Annotated in this window: 15 protein-coding genes; 10 read left to right on the forward strand and 5 right to left on the reverse strand. The window is 60.4% G+C overall.

The window, feature by feature from the left end:
• Positions 1–13 precede the first annotated feature (13 nt).
• The 7 genes from LVD11_RS16100 to glcF all read left to right on the forward strand — a co-directional run bounded on the left by LVD11_RS16100 (position 14) and on the right by glcF (position 8970).
• Positions 14–1936: an aminotransferase class I/II-fold pyridoxal phosphate-dependent enzyme gene (locus LVD11_RS16100; RefSeq protein ID WP_237060640.1), complete on the forward strand. Its 1923-nt coding sequence runs from the start codon at positions 14–16 to the stop codon at positions 1934–1936.
• Between the two features lie 99 nt (positions 1937–2035).
• Positions 2036–2719 carry a M15 family metallopeptidase gene (locus LVD11_RS16105; RefSeq protein WP_237060642.1) on the forward strand — a complete coding sequence of 228 codons (684 nt, stop codon included), beginning with the start codon at positions 2036–2038 and terminating at the stop codon, positions 2717–2719.
• Positions 2720–2798: 79 nt separating this feature from the next.
• Positions 2799–3983, forward strand: a complete 1185-nt coding sequence (locus LVD11_RS16110; RefSeq protein WP_237060643.1) for an exo-beta-N-acetylmuramidase NamZ family protein — start codon at positions 2799–2801, stop codon at positions 3981–3983.
• A gap of 3 nt (positions 3984–3986) precedes the next feature.
• Positions 3987–5177 (forward strand): acyltransferase family protein, encoded by a 1191-nt coding sequence (locus LVD11_RS16115; RefSeq protein ID WP_237060644.1) that lies wholly within the window; start codon positions 3987–3989, stop codon positions 5175–5177.
• Between the two features lie 13 nt (positions 5178–5190).
• The gene (locus LVD11_RS16120; RefSeq protein WP_237060645.1) at positions 5191–6639 is read left to right on the forward strand and encodes an FAD-linked oxidase C-terminal domain-containing protein; all 1449 of its coding nucleotides are present in this window, start codon (positions 5191–5193) and stop codon (positions 6637–6639) included.
• Positions 6632–7708: a glycolate oxidase subunit GlcE gene (gene glcE, locus LVD11_RS16125; RefSeq protein WP_237060646.1), complete on the forward strand. Its 1077-nt coding sequence runs from the start codon at positions 6632–6634 to the stop codon at positions 7706–7708. The genes LVD11_RS16120 and glcE overlap by 8 nt, the downstream gene beginning before the upstream one ends.
• Complete coding sequence (gene glcF / locus LVD11_RS16130; RefSeq protein WP_237060647.1) at positions 7699–8970, forward strand: glycolate oxidase subunit GlcF; 1272 nt, start codon at positions 7699–7701, stop codon at positions 8968–8970. The genes glcE and glcF overlap by 10 nt, the downstream gene beginning before the upstream one ends.
• Before the next feature lie 80 nt (positions 8971–9050).
• On the opposite strand, the gene murQ is transcribed toward glcF, so the two are convergent.
• From murQ to LVD11_RS16155, 5 genes are all read right to left on the reverse strand, one after another.
• Positions 9051–10004: an N-acetylmuramic acid 6-phosphate etherase gene (murQ, locus tag LVD11_RS16135; protein ID WP_237060648.1), complete on the reverse strand. Its 954-nt coding sequence runs from the start codon at positions 10002–10004 to the stop codon at positions 9051–9053.
• Between the two features lie 123 nt (positions 10005–10127).
• Positions 10128–11000, reverse strand: a complete 873-nt coding sequence (locus LVD11_RS16140) for a glucosamine kinase nucleotide-binding domain-containing protein (RefSeq protein WP_237060649.1) — start codon at positions 10998–11000, stop codon at positions 10128–10130.
• The gene (locus tag LVD11_RS16145; protein WP_237060650.1) at positions 10997–12571 is read right to left on the reverse strand and encodes a sodium:solute symporter; all 1575 of its coding nucleotides are present in this window, start codon (positions 12569–12571) and stop codon (positions 10997–10999) included. The genes LVD11_RS16140 and LVD11_RS16145 overlap by 4 nt, the downstream gene beginning before the upstream one ends.
• A 958-nt stretch (positions 12572–13529) precedes the next feature.
• On the reverse strand, positions 13530–14231 hold the full coding sequence (locus LVD11_RS16150) for a 2OG-Fe(II) oxygenase (protein WP_237060652.1): 702 nt from the start codon (positions 14229–14231) through the stop codon (positions 13530–13532).
• 291 nt (positions 14232–14522) lie between these two features.
• On the reverse strand, positions 14523–15197 hold the full coding sequence (locus tag LVD11_RS16155) for a type 1 glutamine amidotransferase domain-containing protein (RefSeq protein ID WP_237060655.1): 675 nt from the start codon (positions 15195–15197) through the stop codon (positions 14523–14525).
• Positions 15198–15430: 233 nt separating this feature from the next.
• Here LVD11_RS16155 and LVD11_RS16160 point away from each other — a divergent pair, with 233 nt between their 5' ends.
• The 3 genes from LVD11_RS16160 (at position 15431) to LVD11_RS17020 (ending at position 18890) form a co-directional block, all read left to right on the forward strand.
• Complete coding sequence (locus tag LVD11_RS16160; protein WP_237060657.1) at positions 15431–16447, forward strand: isoaspartyl peptidase/L-asparaginase family protein; 1017 nt, start codon at positions 15431–15433, stop codon at positions 16445–16447.
• Positions 16448–16541: 94 nt separating this feature from the next.
• Complete coding sequence (locus tag LVD11_RS16950; protein WP_255775807.1) at positions 16542–16667, forward strand: hypothetical protein; 126 nt, start codon at positions 16542–16544, stop codon at positions 16665–16667.
• A 114-nt stretch (positions 16668–16781) separates the two neighbouring features.
• Positions 16782–18890 (forward strand): mechanosensitive ion channel family protein, encoded by a 2109-nt coding sequence (locus LVD11_RS17020; protein WP_237060658.1) that lies wholly within the window; start codon positions 16782–16784, stop codon positions 18888–18890.
• Positions 18891–18900: the final 10 nt, after the last annotated feature.

The raw sequence follows: 18900 nt of genomic DNA on the forward strand, positions 1-18900 counted from the left end.
CATGGGTTTGGAAATGGATTGTAAAGTTGTACTGGTAACCGCGGACGCCCAGTTTGGCCGCCGCTGGGTGAGCGAACTGGCGCAGGTGGCGGAGAGTGATGAAGGCTCCCCGCTGGGCCTGGTGTTCAATCATTGCGAGCCGGGTGCACAGCTGACGGAACAGCTGGGTGATGGCCGCACGCAGGTGGTGGCGCTGGATGACGGGGCACTGGATAAGACTGCCCTGGAGGGGTGCTACCGTGAACTGCGGCGGCTGCGTGCAGAAATCGACTGCGTGCTCCTCACCGGGAGCAAGACCCCGGCCGAAGAGCGTATTTATGAATGCGTAATCTCCCGGGCCGAATCTAACTACGGCGTGGTTTACCGCACTTTGCGCCGGATCCTGCTGGAGCGCATCGCCACTCCCTTTGCCGACGCATTGAAGGAGTATGTCTATGCCGCGCGGGATTCCTGGCATACACCCGGTCACTCCAGCGGCGACAGCCTGAGTTCCAGTCCCTGGGTGGTGGATTTCTATCGCTTTATGGGCGAGCACATCTTCAACACGGATCTGTCGGTCAGTGTGAAAATGCTCGATTCCCTGATGGACCCGATCAGTGTGATCCGCCAGGCGCAGATCCTGACCGCGAAAACCTTTGGGGCAAAATACAGTTACTTTGTCACCAACGGCACCTCTACCTCCAACAAGATTGTGCTGCAACACCTGTTGCGCCAGGGAGACCGGGTGGTGGTTGACCGCAATTGCCACAAGTCAGTGCATCACGCCATGATCATGAGTGGCGCACTGCCGGTTTACCTGGAGTCGTCAGTCAACCAGAAGTACGGTGTCTACGGCCCGGTACCAAAGGCCAGTATCTTTCGGGCGATCGAGGAAAACCCCTCGGCGCGCCTGCTGGTGCTTACCTCCTGTACTTATGACGGCCTGCGCTATGACCTCAAGCCAATCATCGATTTTGCGCACCAGCACGGTGTTTATGTCCTGATCGACGAGGCCTGGTACGCGCATGGGCGCTTCCATCCGGAACTGCGTCCCACGGCGCTGGAGTGCGGGGCGGATTTCGTCACCCAGTCCACCCACAAGATGCTGTCGGCATTTTCACAGGCCAGCATGATCCATGTTGGCGAGAGTGTGGAGAATTTCGATGCGGCGGGTTTCCGTGAAGATATCAATATGCATACCTCCACCAGCCCCCAGTACGGGATGATTGCCAGCCTGGATGTGGCACGCAAGCAGATGAGCATCGAAGGTTACGATGTCATGGACCGGACGCTGGGCTTCGCAGGGGAAATCCGCAATTTTGTCCGTGAATCCACCGCTTTCCGTTGCCTTGGGGTCGAGGACCTGTGCAGTGAGGAAGTGGCGCAGGATGGCATTCGCCTGGATCCCACCAAGGTCACCGTTGACGTGGGTTGCGCTGGCCTCTCCGCACCGGCGGCACAATATCGCCTGTTTAATGAATTCGGTATTCAGGTGGAGAAGAATACCCACAACACCCTGTCTTTCCTGGTCACCATCGGCACCACCGAGAGCAAGCTACTGCGCCTCAAGCAGGCGCTGCGCAAGCTGTCGGAAAGTGCCGGTGGCGAGGCAGATGCCGACCGGGGCCAGTCCCTGCCGCCCCTTGCGGACATGGCTGCCTTGCCCCGCACCGCCTACAACGCACGTGGTGAGCTGCTGCCGCTGGAGCGGGACGATATGTCCGCGCTGGTGGGACGAATTTCCTGCGATGAAATCGTGCCCTATCCGCCGGGCATCCCGCTGCTCGTTCCTGGTCAGGAAATCACCGGGGAAATACTCGCGGCGATCATTTCCTACGTCTTCGAGCGCGAGGACCTGGAAATGCACGGTGTGCGCCACAGCGGGGGCAGGGTGGCCCTGCGGGTGATGACCCAGTCAGAGGAGTCGCCTGCCCGCCGGGAGCTAGAGGAAATCTGATCGGGAGAGACACCTATGGGGCAGCCCAGGGAAGCGGGCGGGAATGCGGGGCATTCCCCCGCGAAGCCAGTCGCAGGAAATACCGTAAAGCTTGCGGGGATGCGAAAAATCCTAGCCGCCGGTTTTTCTCTGGCGGTGTTGGCTTTGTCGGCCTGTGCCAGTGAAGAAGACGCGGGCGGCAACGATTTCCGGGCGGTGGCGGTGCGGGGCGAGGGCATCCGGGTGGATATGAAATATTTCACCGGTGACAACCTGGTGGGCGAACCTCTCGACGGTTACCGGGCCAACCGCTGCCTGCTGGCGCCTGTCGCTGCGGAGGCGCTGGTACAGGTTGCGCGGGACCTGGCGGGCCGGGGACTGGGGCTGGAAATTTTCGACTGCTATCGGCCACAGCGCGCGGTGGATCACTTCGTTCGCTGGGCCAGTGCCCCGGAAGACTTTTCCACCAAGGCGAAATTTTATCCCCGCGAGAAAAAATCGCAGATGTTCGAGCTTGGCTATATCGCTGAGCGCTCGGGACACAGCCGCGGTGCAACCGTGGACCTGGGACTCTATCGCCTGGAGAGTGGCGACTCACTGGATATGGGCACCGGTTTCGATTTTATGGATGAGCGATCGGCCACCGCCTTCCCGCTGGAGGATTCCGCTGCCATTCGCAACCGGCAGTTGCTCAAGGAAGTCATGGCGGCGCACGGGTTTGTCAATTATGCGCAGGAGTGGTGGCACTATACCTACAAGCCGGAGCCGTGGCCCGGGCAGTATTTTGACATGCCGGTGGAGTGACAACCGTTCACCGGGATGTCGGCAGTGGGGCCCCCGGTTTAACTCAGGCTAAATGATCCGAAAGCGAGGGTGGTGGATTATGCATTGGCGTTGGTTCTGTCCCGTCTGCCTGGTTCTTCTGGCGTTGCTGATCAGTGGCTGCCTACGGGCTGAGCAGAGTGAGCCACTGCATACCGGCGCCGAGCGTGCCGATGCCTACCTGCCCCTGCTGGGCGATGAGCGGGTGGGCCTGGTCGTAAACCAGACCTCTCGCGTCGGGGATGAACACCTGATCGATTTTCTCCGCGATCGTGATGTGCGGGTCCGGAAAATATTTGCCCTGGAGCACGGTATCCGCGGTGACGTGGAGAATGGCGGCCAGGTCGAGAGTGGGGTGGATGGCCCGTCCGGACTGCCGGTGGTCTCCCTCTACGGGGGAAACTACGCGCCAAGTGCAGAACAGGTCAGTGACCTGGACTGGCTGTTGTTCGATATCCAGGACGTAGGGGTGCGCTTCTATACCTACATCAGCTCATTGCATTACCTGATGCAGGCCTGTGCCGATTATGACGTGCCGCTGCTGGTACTGGACCGGCCTAATCCCAACGGGGATTACGTGGGTGGTCCGGTGTTGGAGCCTGAATTCCGCAGCTTTGTCGGTATGCACCCGATCCCGCTGGTGCACGGGCTGACGGTGGGTGAGCTGGCGCAGATGATCAATGGTGAAGGCTGGCTGAAGGGCGGCGCACAGTGCGAGCTGACCGTGATCCCGGTGGCCGGCTATGAAAAATCCATGGCCTATTCCCTTCCGGTGCAACCATCCCCGAACCTCCCCAATGACCTGTCGATCCGCCTGTACCCGTCACTGGGCTTGTTTGAGGGCACCAGCGTCAGCATTGGTCGCGGGACGGGCTTTCCATTCCAGGTGATCGGCCATCCAGCTGACACTGCTGGTCAATTCAGTTTTACCCCCAGGCCCGTTCCCGGCGCCAGCGAGAACCCCAAACACAATGGAAAACAGCTTTCGGGCCAGGACCTGCGCGGGGAACCGCTATCCAGCCGGTTTACCCTGGAATACCTGGTGGACTGGCAGCAGCGCACCGGTGAGGGTGATGAGGAGTACTTTTCCCGCGCCGGTTTTTTCGACAAGCTCGCCGGGACAGATGCATTGCGCCGCGCGGTCCTGGCGGGCCAGGGGGCGGAGGAAATTCGCCGCAGCTGGGAGCCGGATATACAGGCCTACCTAGAGCGGCGCCAGCCTTACCTTCTCTACCCGCAGGACTGAGGCATGTTGCGGCAGCATATCGATCGGATTATGGCCCTGCAGCCACAGGGACGGCTGCTTTCGGTGGATCTGTTGCGCGGTCTCGCCATCGCTGCCATGGTGCTGGTCAATAATCCCGGCAGCTGGTCCTATGTCTACGCCCCCCTGGCCCATGCGGAGTGGCATGGCTGGACGCCCACCGACGTTGTGTTCCCGCTTTTCCTCTTTGTGGTGGGTTTCTCCCTGGTACTGGCGAATGGCAATCGTGGGAAATTTCCTCCTGTGGGCTGGTCCCAGTGGTCACGGGCGCTGAAGTTGTTCGGGCTGGGCCTGTTACTGGCGGTTTTCTTTTACAATTTCCGCGATGCTTCCTACAGCTGGCTGGAGGACCGGATCGAGGGTATCCGCTGGATGGGGGTCCTGCAGCGCATTGCGCTGGTATATATCATCGCCTGTTACCTGCTGCGCTGGTGCTCGCCGAGTGCACTCGCCGGAGTTGCGGTGCTGCTGTTGGCAGTGCCCTGGGGCCTGATGCTACTGGTTCCTTACCAGGCTGCCGGCGGCGAAAGTTTCCTGGGAGAGCTGGAGTTCGGTAATCACTTTTCCGCCTGGCTCGACCAACACCTGCTCGGTAGCGCACACGTCTATTACCGTACTGCGGAACCGTTTGCTTTTGACCCGGAAGGGCTCCTCACCACCTTACCGGCAGTAGTCACCTGCCTGCTCGGCGTCTTCGCCGGCTTGCGATGGCGGCGGGCGGGAAAATCCGTGGCGGACCAGAGAAATCTTTGCATGCAGTGGCTGCTTGCCGGCCTGGTGCTGCTGGTGGCCGGGCAGCTAATGCACCCCTGGATTCCCATCAACAAGGCCCTATGGAGTCCCAGTTTTGTCCTGGTGACCGGCGGGGTTTCCCTGTTACTACTGGCGGGCCTTTACTTCCTGGCCGATATTAACGGTCACCGGCGTGCGCTGGCCCCCCTGGCGGTGTTCGGGGTCAATGCGATCGCGCTGTTTATGCTCGCGGGCGTGATTGGGCGCCTGCTGATCATGATCCCGGTGGGCGATATGACCCTGAAGGGCTGGGTGTTCAATAACTTTTACCTGCCTCTTTTTGGGGGCTATGGCGGTTCGCTGGCATTTGCGCTGACCTGCCTACTGGTCTTCTATTGGGTGATGTGGCAGATGTACCAGCGACAGATAATCTGGAAGGTGTAGAAGGGAAAACGGCATGACCGAAGGGCAGGGAGCACCGATCGTCACCGAACTTCGCAGGGCAATCAGCGCCGGGCGCGTACTTGACCGGCGCGAGCAGGTGGCGCCGTTCGAGTGTGACGCACTGCCGGTATATTGCGAAAGGCCCCTGGCGGTGGTGCTGGCCCGTAACGAAGAGGACGTGGTGACGACGGTGCGCCTCTGCCGCCAGCACAGCGTGCCACTGGTGACCCGCGGGGCCGGCACGGGGCTGTCGGCGGGCGCCAAGCCCTACGGTCGCGGTGTGCTGCTGGTGACTGCACCCATGAGTGAAATCCTCTCCCTGAGCCCGGAGCGTATGACCGCCCGTGTCCAGCCGGGTGCCATCAATGAACATATCTCCCGGGCTGCCGCGGCACACGGCCTCTATTATGCGCCGGATCCCTCGTCCCAGATCGCCTGCTCCATCGGTGGCAATGTGGCGGAAAATGCCGGAGGTGTGCATTGCCTGAAGTACGGGGTGACGGTGCACAATGTCGTGGCACTGCGGATTGTCACTATCGAGGGCGATGTCATGGCCGTGGGGGGCGACACGCTTTCCCACCCCGGCTACGACCTGCTGGCACTGGTGCATGGCTCAGAGGGCTGCCTGGGGGTTGTTACCGAAGTTACGGTCAGGCTGACGCCACTGCCCGCACAGACCCGCACACTGATGGCTGATTTTGCATCGATCCGTGCAGCATCCGATGCAGTGTCCGGGATTGTCCGCGCCGGTGTTATCCCGGCAGCGATGGAAATGATGGACGCGCTGGCGATTTCCGCAACGGAGGAGTTCTGCCACGCGGGCTATGCCCTGGATGCGGCGGCAATACTGATTATCGACCTGGATGGTGATCCGGATGAAGTCGCGGCCGAGCTGGCGCTGGTGCGCGAAGTGCTGCGTTATTCCGGCGCCACCCGGGTGCAGCTTGCGGATAGCGAAACCCAGCGCGCGCTGTGGTGGAAAGGGCGCAAGAGCGCCTTCCCTGCGATCGGGCGGCTCAGCCCCGATTATTATTGCATCGACGGTACCGTACCGCGTCACCGGATAGGCGATGTGCTGGAGGCCATTGATGCATTTTCCCACCGGTACAATCTCCGGGTGGCCAATGTGTTCCACGCGGGGGATGGCAACCTGCACCCGATCATCATGTTCGACAGCCGGGAGGTTGATGCCCTTGACCGGGTAGAGCTGCTGGCCGCGGATATCCTCGAATACTGTATCGAGGTAGGTGGCACCATAACCGGTGAGCACGGTGTTGGTATGGAAAAAATCAACCAGATGGCGGTGCAATTTTCGGATTTGGAAATTGCACAGTTCCTGGCGGTGAAGCAGGCGCTGGACCCGAAGGGCCTGTTGAACCCGGACAAGCTGATCCCCACGCTGGCACACTGCCAGGAATACCGTGCGATACGGGAGCGGCGGCGGGAGAGCAGTGATGGCTGAACACGATATCAGCGCAGAGCTGCAGCGCTCGGTACAGCTGGCGCTGGCAAACCCGGCGGGCAAAGGCCTGCGTATCCGCAGTGGTAATACCCGCGGCCACCTGTTACCCGGGGATGTCACCGATGAGGCGATACCGGCGCTGGATACAGGCAGGCATACGGGAGTGATCCACTACCAGCCGGACGAACTGGTGCTGCGCGCTCGCTCCGGGACACCGCTGGCGGAGCTGGAATCGTTGTTGGCCGAGCACGGGCAGGAGTTCGCCGCGGCTATACCACAGCCGGGCCGGGCCAGTACCCTCGGTGGGGCCATCGCCTGTGGCTGGGATGGCCCGGCCCGCCCCTATGGCATGTCCCTGCGGGATACAGTACTGGGTTGTCGTATGGTTAATGGTCGCGGTGACAGCGTGAACTTTGGCGGCCAGGTGATGAAGAACGTCGCCGGCTATGACCTGGCACGCCTGCAGGTTGGTGCGCTGGGCACCCTGGGCCTGCTGCTGGACGTAAGCCTGCGGCTGTTGCCGCGTCCCGAGTTCTCCGTGAGCCGGGTCTTCGCGGTGCCGGAACAGCAGTTGCCTGAGTGGTGGGGGCGCACCCGGGCACTGCGGCCATTGTTGCGCGGCACTTGTTATCTTGAGGGCCTGTTGCACCTGCGCCTGTGCGGGCGGGAGCGTGCGGTAAAAGCTGCAATGGCCTCCCTCGGTGGAGAAGAGAGCGCGCTTGACTGGCGGGCACTGGGAGATCTGCGCCACCCGTTTTTCTGCACAGACCAGCTTGCCTGCGTGAACCTTCCCCCGCAATCAGCGTTCCGCCCCGCGACAGGTTCTTCAATGGTGGAGTGGGAGGGGGCCCGTGTGTGGGTACGTGACGGGGATCATGTGCAGTTGCAACAGCAGGCGAGGGAACACAACGGCTTCGTGGAGGTTTTCCGCGGTAAGGCGATGAGATTGCCGGCACCGGCAAGGGAATGGCAGCGGCGCTTGCGCAATGCCTTCGATCCAGAGGGGCTGTTTAACCGCGCTCTCTATACGGCCCATTTCCATGGCTCGGAGGCTGATCCATGCAGGTGAAAATTGTGGATGGGCTGCTCAGTCCGGGTGATGCCAGGCGGGCCGAGCAGGTACTGAATGCCTGCGTGCACTGCGGTTTCTGCACTGCCACCTGTCCCACTTACCTGCAGGAATATAACGAGCTGGACAGTCCACGCGGGCGTATCTATTTGATCAAGGAAATGCTCGAGACGGGCACGGCCACTGGCGTCACGCGCCTGCATCTGGATCGCTGTGTGACCTGCCAGAGTTGCGAGACGACCTGTCCCTCGGGGGTTGAGTACCACAAGCTGGTGGCTATTGGCCGCGCCACCACCGAGCGGCTGGCGCCCCGCGGGCGCGCAGGGAAAACCCTGCGGGCACTGCTGAGAAAACTGATGTTGTCACCACGGCTGTTTTCTTCCCTGCTACGTTATGGCCGGCTGGTTGCGCCAGTATTGCCGGCAAGACTGCGCCGGGTTTACTTCCCCGGCCTTGCCCGGGGCCGGAGCGCTTCCGGAGAGGGGCAAACGCCGGTGCCCGCTACAGCAGGGCCGGCTGTCATCCTGCTGCCGGGCTGCGTGCAGCCGGCTCTGCGGCCCGGCATTGACCGGGCACTGAAACAAATCCTCTCCCACTGTCGGGTCCCCGTGCTTGCGCCGCGTGCAGCCGGCTGCTGCGGTGCGGTCAGCGCCCATACCGGCACCCCGGATGAGGGGCGTGATTACGCGCGCCGTAATATCGATACCTGGTGGCCGATGCTGGAGCAGGCACAGAGTGAGGGCGGGCAGGGCATCCGCGCGATCGTTTCCACCGCCACCGGTTGTGGCGTGCAATTAAAAGACTACCCGACACTGCTGGCTGATGATCCCTACTACGCCAGGCGCGCGCAGATCCTTGCGGCACTGGTGCGCGACCCGGTGCAGCTGGTCAGCGAGCTGGTGACCGAGGGCCGCCTTGACGTCGACCCGTCAAAATTGCCGGTACAGGCGGTTTTTCACTGCCCCTGCACCCTGCAGCATGGGCAGGGTCTGGAGGGCGAAGTGGAGCGCGTCTTCCGGCAACTGGGGGTCGTATTCCCGCCGGTGAAGGATAGCCATCTCTGCTGCGGCTCCGCCGGGACTTATTCCCTCTTGCAGCCGAAAATTTCGCGTACGTTGCGCCGGGAAAAGCTCGAGCATCTGGAGGCGAGTGATCCAGAAGAGATCCTGACCGCAAATATCGGCTGCCTGCTGCATCTACAGGGAGGCACGAGGCGACCGGTACGTCACTGGCTTGAGGTCATTGCGGCTGCGCTGGACTGATGCGGCGGCGGGGCCATATTCACAGCCCGCACGCGCAGACAGCGGGGGGCTTCCCTATCCCTCGGTTACACGACGCCGGTTCAGCTGCTGCCGGTGTCCAGTGGGTCCGCTTTGGCCTTGCCAAGCTTCTGCAGTGCCAGACGCAGGAAGCCATCTGCGTCGTCCAGGGCCTCTCTGGCTGCCGCGGTATCCAGGTCGCCCAGAATCATCATGATAGCGAGCTTGGCGTTGTGATCGCACTGCTGGAGAACCTGGTCGGCCTCTTCGTAGGAAACCCCCGTAGCCTCCATCACGATCCGGCGCGTGCGCCCCACCAGCTTTTCGTTGGTGGCTTGTACATCCACCATCAGGTTGTGAAAACTCTTGCCCAGCCGCAGCATGCTGGCGGTGGTCAGCATATTCAGGACCAGCTTCTGTGCACTGCCGGCTTTCATGCGTGTCGAGCCGGTGAGGATTTCCGGACCAACCTCCGGCAGGATAGCGATGTCGGCTACCGCGGCGATGGCAGCAGTCTTGTTACAGGAGAGGGCAATGGTGGTGCAGCCGACCTGGTTCGCATATTCCAGGCCGCCGATTACGTAGGGGGTGCGGCCGCTGGCGGCGATGCCTACGACGATATCCTCGGGGCGCAGGTCGATATCCTGGAGATCCTTGCGCCCCATGGCGGGATCATCCTCGGCACCTTCCTGGGCCCGGTAAACTGCGTCTTCGCCGCCGGCAATCAGGGCCACGACCATGTCCTCTGGCACGCCATAGGTGGGCGGGCATTCCACGGCGTCCAGGATACCCAGGCGGCCACTGGTACCTGCGCCCATGTAGACGAGCCGGCCGCCCCGCTTGAAGGCGCTGACGATACTCTCGACCGCAGTGGCGATTTCCGGCAGCACTTTACCCACAGCCTCTGGCACCTCGCGATCCGCCCGGTTGATCTTCTCCAGTACCGCGGAGCTGGGCAGCAGGTCAATATCCTGCGAGTCCGGGTTGCGCGCCTCGCTTGTCAGGCGACTCAGTTCCTTAATCAGATCTTGCTTCATCGCTGTAGTTTCCACCTGTGTTCCATCTGGGTCGCGTCTGCCAATGGTAATGGGCTGGTAGCGGATTCCCCTGCCGGCATGGGGCGGGAGGGAACCTGATCGGGGCGGTTAAATGGGAGCGGTTCACGCATCTTCGGTGATCCCCTTGCGGGCGAGGGCACAGGCACCGTCAAGAGCGGTACCCCGGGGTGGGACCAGTCGCGCACGAAGGTCTGCAGACAAATGCGGTGCCAGCCGACCTGCAAGGCCTCCCTGCAGCACCAGGGGGAGGTCATCGGTGTCGAGGGCAGCCCGAATCAGGCGCTCAACTTCGCTGACGCGGTCGGCAATGATAGCGCGCGCCCGCGGACAGTCGGGCAAATGCTCAAATACAGTTGGCGCTAACGCCGCATATTCATATGACCCTGCGGTCTGGAGCCACGGCAATATGGATGAACGATTCCTGCCCACCCGCTGCATTATAGTGCGGCAGAAGGCGCTTTCCGCCCGGCCGTAGAGGTCCAGGTCCCACAGCAAGGCGCGCACTGCACTCTTGCCGATGGCGGCACCACTGCCCTCATCGCCCACGGCCAGGCCCCAGCCACCATACTGCCGGGTGCTGCCGTCGCGACTTAACCGCATCACTACCGAACCGGTACCCACGGCGGCCATGACAATCGGCGCGCCGTTCGCGGCGCCATAGAGGGAGGTCACTGCGTCTGAACAGACATTGGCGTAGTGAAAGCCCATGGACTGTAGCGAAGTGCGAAGGGATTCAGCCGCACCGGTATTGCCAGCACCTGCTACCCCGCAGGCGAGCGCCACCTGGTTCGCTCGCAGCTGTCGCCCGGTCAGTATTTCCCGGCAGAGTGCCGTGATATTACCGATTGCCCCGGTAAGGTCCTGGGTCAGTAATGCGGGACCTGCGCGCAATTCCAGTGGTTCCTGGCCGGCGCACTGAAGCCTGGCCAGTGTCTTGGTGCCGCCGCCGTCGATACCGAGGACCCAATCGCTCATATACTGGCGCTCCGTAACGGGGCGTGGGCGGTCTCGGCTGCGGGTTTGCCCAGGCAGCAGATGGCAAAGGCGATTGCAGTGCCCAGGGTGAGCTGCCAGGTAAATGCCAGCGCCAGCGGGTTTTCGTCTCCGGTATACAGGTTGATCATCCACGGCTGTTGCAGCAGGGTGGCCACAAACCCGGCGGCAAGCGCCAGGGCGGCACTGGTACTGTTACCACGGTGGGTAAACAGCACGGTGAAGAAAACCCCCAGCAGGCCAGAGTAGGCGAAGACCATCACTGAGAGGGCAAAAGTGAGCAGAGGCAGGTCGCTGACCTGCTGCCAGTAGAAGCACAGGATGGCCATGCCACTGAGTGCCCCGGCAATCACGGCCATGGAGACGCGCCCGGCGAAAACGAAATGCTGTGCCGGCTTTTGCAGCCCACGCCTCTTCAGCCAGGGGCGATACAGGTCCTCGGTGAGCACACTGGCCATGGAGTTGAGGCTGGAATTCAGCGTTGACAGTGCGGCGGCAATCACGCCGATGGTAACCAGGCCGCGCAGACCTGTCGGCATCTCGTTCAGTACGTAATGCATAAACACGGTGATATCGCCGCCTGTGGGACTGGAAATCGCCATGTCACCCATCATGTCCGGACGCTGGTAGAAGACATAGAGCAGCAGGCCGATGCCCATAAAGACCGCCATCACCGGCGCCACCATTACCACCGAGGTGATCATGGCCCGGGCGCCGTCGCGCTGGTTCCTGCAGGTGAGCAGGCGTTGGGTGACATCCTGGTCCAGGCCGAATGCAGCGATATTCAGGAGCACAAAACCGGTGAAGGTTGACCACAGGTTGAATGGGTCTCCGAGATCCCAGCCGGTGTCCACCAATGCGAGTTTGGAGGCTTCCCCACCGACCGGCTCCTGCAATGCGGTGATTATCTCAGCTGGGCTGGCGGGAATCTGCCAGAGCAGTACCGCAACCACGGCAAATGCGGCACTGACGTAAACCAGGCACTGGATGACATCACTCTGGATTACCGACCGCACACCACCGATAAAAGTCTGCAGGAGTCCCACCAATGTCAGCAGCAGGACCGCGAGCACAACATTGTCGGCCTCGATATCATTGAAGAGAATCATGGATACCGCAATTGCAGCCATGTAAAGACGGGCGCCGCTGGCAAACACCCGCCCCAGCAGGTACATGCTGCCAGCCTGGTATTTGGAGGAGGCCCCAAAGCGGGACTGCAGTAGCTCGTAAACCGTGGTCACACGCTGGGCATAGAAGCGTGGTATCAGGTGGCGGGCGACGATAAATGCTGCGAGCAGGGCGCCCAGATTGGTAAACAGGTAGGTGAGGTCCCCTCGGTACCCCAGGTCAGGACCGCCGAGGAAAGTTGCCGCAGACTGGGTGGTGGCCAGGGTGGAGATGGCAACCATCCACATGGGCATGCTGTTATGGGCCAGGAAGTAGTCCCGGCTATCATCGGCCTTTTGTCGACTGTAGTACCAGCCGCTGGCACTAAGCACGGCAGTGTAAAGCCCAAATATTGTCCAGTCCAAAGCGGTAAACTGGAGGTTCATAGCCGGCGCATCCGTCGAATCACTGCGCGGGCCGCCAAGGGAATGGCGCGCTATTCGTCACGTAGTGAGTAATTATTCTTTAATATTCTTTTTATTGGTATCATTTATTCCGTCCTGGTGCAAAGGAAAGTGTCCGGTTGGCCTGCACACCGCCCGCACAGGGTGTGTCATCCTTGGTAACCCTTCAATTTTTCAAGCTTTGCAGGTTCAGGCTCGTCGCCGCAGTGGGAATCGGTTATGGGCTCAATCGCCAAGATCCGCAGGATGCGGGAATCCATGTCCAGCCATGAACGGCGTATCGCAGATAACTTTTGGGAAATGTCGAGGAAGTACGCAGCCACTCTTCCAAGTCGTTCGTGGAGAGCGCCGGTGTATCCCCGTCGAGAGTGGTGAAATTCAGCCGGAGGCTGGGCTACCAGGGCACAGGGGCTACTCGGAACTTGAGTTGTAGGGAGTTCCTTGCCCGTACTTCGGTATTGACCAAAGGCTATCCACGGTGACTCTGGAAAAGCTCGCTGAGGTAAGCCTTTCTTCTTGTAATGCCGGGTAGCCTCGTTTTAATTCGGCTCGGATCGACTGTATTGCGAGGCCTGACTGCCTTTCGTGACAATGTTTCCGGGTAGTCACGAAGTATTTTCCAAGGGCAAAGTTTCGCGGTACGAGGGTTGATCCGTACTCTCGGGAATAATATATTCTTTGATGTCCCTGTAATCGTGATAATTACGCGCTGTATCGAGCCTGCATCGCGAGCAGGGGTTCCGGGTTTTCCTTCCGTTTTCTTTGTTACGGGAAATCCGGATTTTCACCTTGAACTGCCAGTTCCGGATAACCGAGAAGGTCGGATTGGGTTTGAGCGGCGGGCCAGGCCCGCCGCTTTTTTTATGGGTTGTGTTTGTCCTGCCTGAACACGGGCGCCATGCAGACTGCCGGCGGGGTCTGGTCAGATCCCCGGGCGCGGTCAGGCCTGCCTGGGCCGATTGCGGCCACCTAGCTGTTTTCCGAGCCAGCCCTGCAGTCGCTTCAGTTTGTGCGACAGCCGGCCGCGTTTCGCCTTGCGCAGCTTTTCTTCCGCGTTGACCAGCCAGGCCACCTGGATGACCCGGCGTTCCCCCTCGAATGGCAGGTGGCCGTGGAATGAATTGTCCGCACGCTTGAAGGCGGCCAGCGTGCCGTACTCGGGCGGGATTTCAGGTATGACCGTATCCTCGAAGTCATCGCCCCGGTTGAGGAATCGAAGGCAACCCTGGCGGTTTCCGGTCCAGTCTTCATTCAGGTAGAGCAGGGCGGTGGCTATTTTGGAGTTGCCATCGGTGTGTATCTTGCCATGACGTCTTTTCAGGGTTCTCGAGATCGAGATATAGGTGGGATATTGCGACAATTTTTCGATACCAAGCATTTCGCCCAAGGCATCGGCGAATTCTTGATCTGTCAGGCGTGCGATTAGCGCATTGATACTGTCACCGCACTGGTCACTTTCATAGGGCAGGTAGCCCGAACCTTTTAGATTCGGGAAATGGGCCGACAACGAGGACATCATGTCAGCCGGGAGCAGGTTTCTTGCAACCAGGAAATTGAAGGGCTCCGATCGCACAAGGGGGGCTGTCTGCTTCAGGGAAGCTGGGCTCAGCCATTCAGTTGTGTCTTCCAGTATCGCCGTCATCTTATTGTGTTCTCCATGAGGCCGCTAATCAGCCCGGGCCTATATTTACCTGGATAGTGTCTGGATAACCTCTTTTATTTTTATTCGTAAGCGAACAACCATTAAAAGTTATCAGAGAGAAGGAAAGAAACCAATTGTGGTCTTCTGGAAGGTGGGGCGTAGCTTAAGGATTCGCAGCAATGTCACTGGGCGAGAGCCAGCGGTTACCTGTTTGGCCGGGAGTCCCGGCAAAAGCGCAGAAATCGCAGCGGGGGGGAAGGCCGGCGATTGGGTAATCGCCGGCGGTGAGGCTTAAAGCAGGTTGAGCAGGGCCTTCGCAGTGGCTTCCGAGGAGACGGGGTTTTGTCCGGTCACCAGGTGGCCGTCCTTCACCGTATAGCTTGCCCAGTCATCACCACAGCTATAGTCGGCGCCCTTTTCCTTGAGCATATCCTCAACCAGGAACGGCACCACGTCGGTGAGCTGGACGCCTTCTTCTTCCGAGTTGGTGAATCCGGTTACCCGCTTGCCAGCGACCAGTGGCTTGCCATCAGTGCCTTTGGTGTGCCGGAACACCGCTGGGGCGTGGCATACCGCGCCTAGCGGTTTCCCGGCGGCATCCATGGACTCGATCAGGGCAATGGAATCCCGGTCTTCCGCCAGGTCCCAAAGGGGGCCGTGACCGCCCGGGTAGAAGACCGCGTCGAAATCCGCTGCATTCACCTCTGCCAGTTTCAGTGTCTTGGCCAGCTGCTGCTGGGCCTCCTTGTCACCGGCGAAGCGGTCGGTGGACTCGGTCTGGAAATCGGGCGCGTCACTCTTGGGATCCAGCGGCGGCTGCCCGCCCTTGGGGGAGGCAAGAGTGATGTCGGCTCCCGCATCCTTAAACACGTAGTAGGGCGCGGCAAACTCTTCCAGCCAGAAACCAGTCTTCTCTCCGGTATCGCCCAACTGGTCATGAGAGGTCAGAACCATCAGGATTTTCATCTTTTATTACCTCGTCTTGGGTCTTGCAAATGGTGAATTGTCGCCGGGCAAGCGGCGATCCGGTTGCAGACAATCATAGGGTCGGGAAGATGATTCGTGAACTTTAACTTTCTAATCGCCATGATTCGAGTTATGAATGGCTGGCAGCTGGTGGATGCCAGCGGCACTTTTGTTACCCGGGCCAAGCTGGTATGAATAGCAGTGGAAAATAAAAGAACAAGGCGTCACCTGTTATGAAGAAAATACTCTCCCTGGCCAGCATGCTCGGCTCGCTACTGGCCGCCCCGGTTATGGCGGCAGATGAGCTTCCGCTCGCGATTGCGATTCACGGTGGTGCGGGCACTATCGAAAAAAGCAATATGACGCCGGCACGTGAGAAGGCCTACCGGGACAAGCTGGAAGAGGCCCTGGAGCGCGGATACGGAATCCTGGAGGAAGGAGGCAGCAGCCTGGATGCGGTTACGGCGGCAATCAATGTGCTGGAGAATTCCCCATTGTTCAATGCCGGTCGTGGTGCTGTTTATACGTATAACGGTACCCACGAACTGGACGCATCCCTGATGGATGGCCGTACCCGGCAGGCGGGTGCGGTGGCCGGCGTGACTCGTATCGGCAACCCCATTGACCTGGCGCGGTTGGTGATGGAGAAGTCTCCGTTTGTAATGCTGGCTGGCGAGGGCGCTGAAGAGTTCGCGCGCACGCAGGGCATGGCGATGGTGGATAACCGTATTTTCGATACCGAGCAGCGCCGACAGCAGCTACAAAGGGCGAAGGAGCGCCTGGACAGGGAAGCGAATGACCAGGCTGCAGTGGATGCGCTGCCCGTGCCATACCGAATGGGTACTGTCGGCGCTGTGGCTCTGGACCGCGATGGCAATATCGCTGCCGGAACCTCTACTGGCGGAATGACGGCAAAGCGCTACGGTCGCATCGGCGACTCGCCGGTGATCGGCGCCGGGACTTTTGCCGATAATGATTCCTGCGCCGTTTCGGCCACGGGCCACGGGGAATACTTTATCCGCTTTAACGTTGCGGCGGATATCTGTGCCCGGGTGCAATACCAGGATAAAACAGTCCGGGAGGCAGCAGAGGAGGTTATTAATGGCGTGCTAAAGCCCGTGGGCGGTACTGGCGGTGTGATTGTCCTCGATGCGCGAGGTGATGTTGCCCTGGTGTTCAACACTGCCGGCATGTACCGGGGTAGCAGGACCAGTTCCCAGGCCGCCAGTGTGGCGATTTTCGGGGAATAACGCGTTTTTCCACAAGCGCTGAAGTGGCACGCAGATATAGTTGCGTCGCTCTGTGCTACCTTTGCAGGGCATTCCAATCATTGGGGGAGTCCGTATGACACGCAAGGCAACGAGACACCGCCGCCACCGCCAGGCAGAGCGCACGGTGCGTATGTTCTGGGGCTGGGTATTGCTCGCCGGTCTGTTCGCAGTCCTGCTGATGTACCAGGCTCTGGGGTGAACATGCGGGGGCAATCGTACCCTGCCCCCTGTCCAGCTCTCGTGCCGCTGTGTTCCCGCTGAGCTGTCCTGCCCGGGCTGGCTCTGTGTCCTGTCCTGTGCCATGTATAGTGCCGTGTCCGCAGGTACTGTCGTGCTCCCCGGCTTCGGCTATCTTCTTGGGATAACGGTATTCGTATTGACGGGCCCCACCCGGGGCCAGCATGGGGTGCGCGTGCGGCTTAAGTGGATCGGTCTTGCCTGTCTTTTGTTCTTGTCCCCGCTGGTGCTCGGGCAAACCACCGATGACAGTAAGTCACGAGAGGCGGAACAGCCGGCCGACAGGGCGCCCGGGACAGAGCCCCCCCGCAATTACCCCCTGGATCCACTGGACCTAACCAGCCCCCGGGCCACCATCACCTCATTTCTTGCGGTGGGCGATCAGATGGGGCAGTTTGCCAAGGAGCAATTTTGGGGCGATCCAAGCCGGGAGCTGGCGCAGAAACTCGATGAGAAGCAGGCCCGCGTCAGGCGTATGCTGGATCTCAGTCGAATCCCACCGGCGGCCCGGGCCGACGTGGGGAATGATGCGGCGATCTACCTTTACGAGGTCCTGTCCCGGATTGAGTTGCCACCACTGGAGGAGATTCCTGGCAGGGAAGAGGTGGGCAGTCTTGCGACAGTGGTTTCAGAGACTGATACCCCGGCGGAGAAACCGGGCACCAGAGCATTACCGGGCACCGACAGCAAGGCGGATGCGGCGCAGGGGCAGTCCAAGGGTGTAGCCAGCTCCGTAAGCTGGACCATTCCCCATACCGACATCACGCTGGTGCGGGTAGCCGAGGGGGCTCAGGGCGGCGAATTCCTCTTTTCTGCAGAGACTGTTGCGCGCGCAGCTGATTTCTACCAGCGCGTGCGCCATCTTCCCTACCGGCGCCAGGTGCCGATACCCCATTATGCGGATATGCGTTCCTACCTGGCCATGCGGGGCTGGCTGGTGCCACCTGAGCTGATTGAGTCCTTTCCCGGGTGGATGAAGCGCAGTGTGTTCCGGCAGGCCGTCTGGAAGTGGACGGCGTTGATCGGGGTTTTTGCGTTGTTTGTTGTCATCCTCTTTGTGCTGCAACGGACCGTTGCACGCTTCCGTGCGAGCCCGAATCTTCTCGTCAGGTTGTCCCGTTTTATCGTGCCGGTGGTGCTGGTCATGGTTATAGAGCCACTGTCCGCATTCCTGCACCAGCAGCTGACCCTGACTGATGCGGTTGGTGGGGGTGTCTCACTGTTGGCAGAAGTGGTCAGTTACCTGGCCATGGCCTGGCTGGCCTGGGCATTGCCTTCCGCGCTGATGGAAATCTATATCAATCGCTCGAGGGTTCAGGGTGAGAGCCTGGACGCCCACCTGCTGCGCTTTATTGCCCGGACGGTGGGGATCGTCGGGGTGATTGGCGTGGCATTCCTTCTCACCAGCCGCCTGGGCGCGCCGCTTTACAGCCTGCTGGCCGGTTTTGGTATCGGTGGTATCGCCATTGCCCTGGCGATGCGCGGATCATTCGAGAACTTTATTGGCAGTCTCAACCTTTTTGGCGACAAACCGGTCAGGGTGGGGGATTTCTGCCGCTATGGGGAGGACTCGGGTGATGACTTCCAGCGCGCTGGCACGGTAGAAAGTATCGGCATGCGCTCGACGCGCCTGCGGGGTATCGATAACAGTCTTACCACCATCCCCAATGCAGATTTCAGCCAGATGCATATCGTCAATTATTCCACGCGCCGCTACATGTTGCTGCGCACGGTCTTGACCTTGCGTTTTGAGACAACGGAGGACCAGTTGCGCTACCTGCTGGTGACTATCCGTGAGATGCTGGTGGGCCATCCCCGGGTAGCGGATGACGAGCCTTCGGTGCGTTTTGCCGGATTCGGGGAGTCGGCCCTGTTGGTGGAACTGCGGGTGGATATCACCACCAACGAGTATCCGGAATTTCGTGCCATCTGTGAGGACATCTATTTCAGGGTCTTTCGTATCGTGCGCCGGTCCGGCACGGATTTCGCTTTTCCGTCCCGGACCGTTTATTTTACCCGCGATGGTGGCATTGATGTTGAGCAACAACAGGTTGCAGAGGCGCATGTACGCGAGTGGGCCGCAGCACAGCAGATGCCTTTCCCTTACTTCTCAGCGGAGCAGCGCGCGGCCCTGCACAATACGGTTTACTATCCCCCGGAGGGCTCCCCGGACTCAGAGGGATAATGTTCCGGGT

This window comes from Microbulbifer sediminum (genome assembly GCF_021729035.1).
Classification (GTDB): Bacteria; Pseudomonadota; Gammaproteobacteria; order Pseudomonadales; family Cellvibrionaceae; genus Microbulbifer; species Microbulbifer sediminum.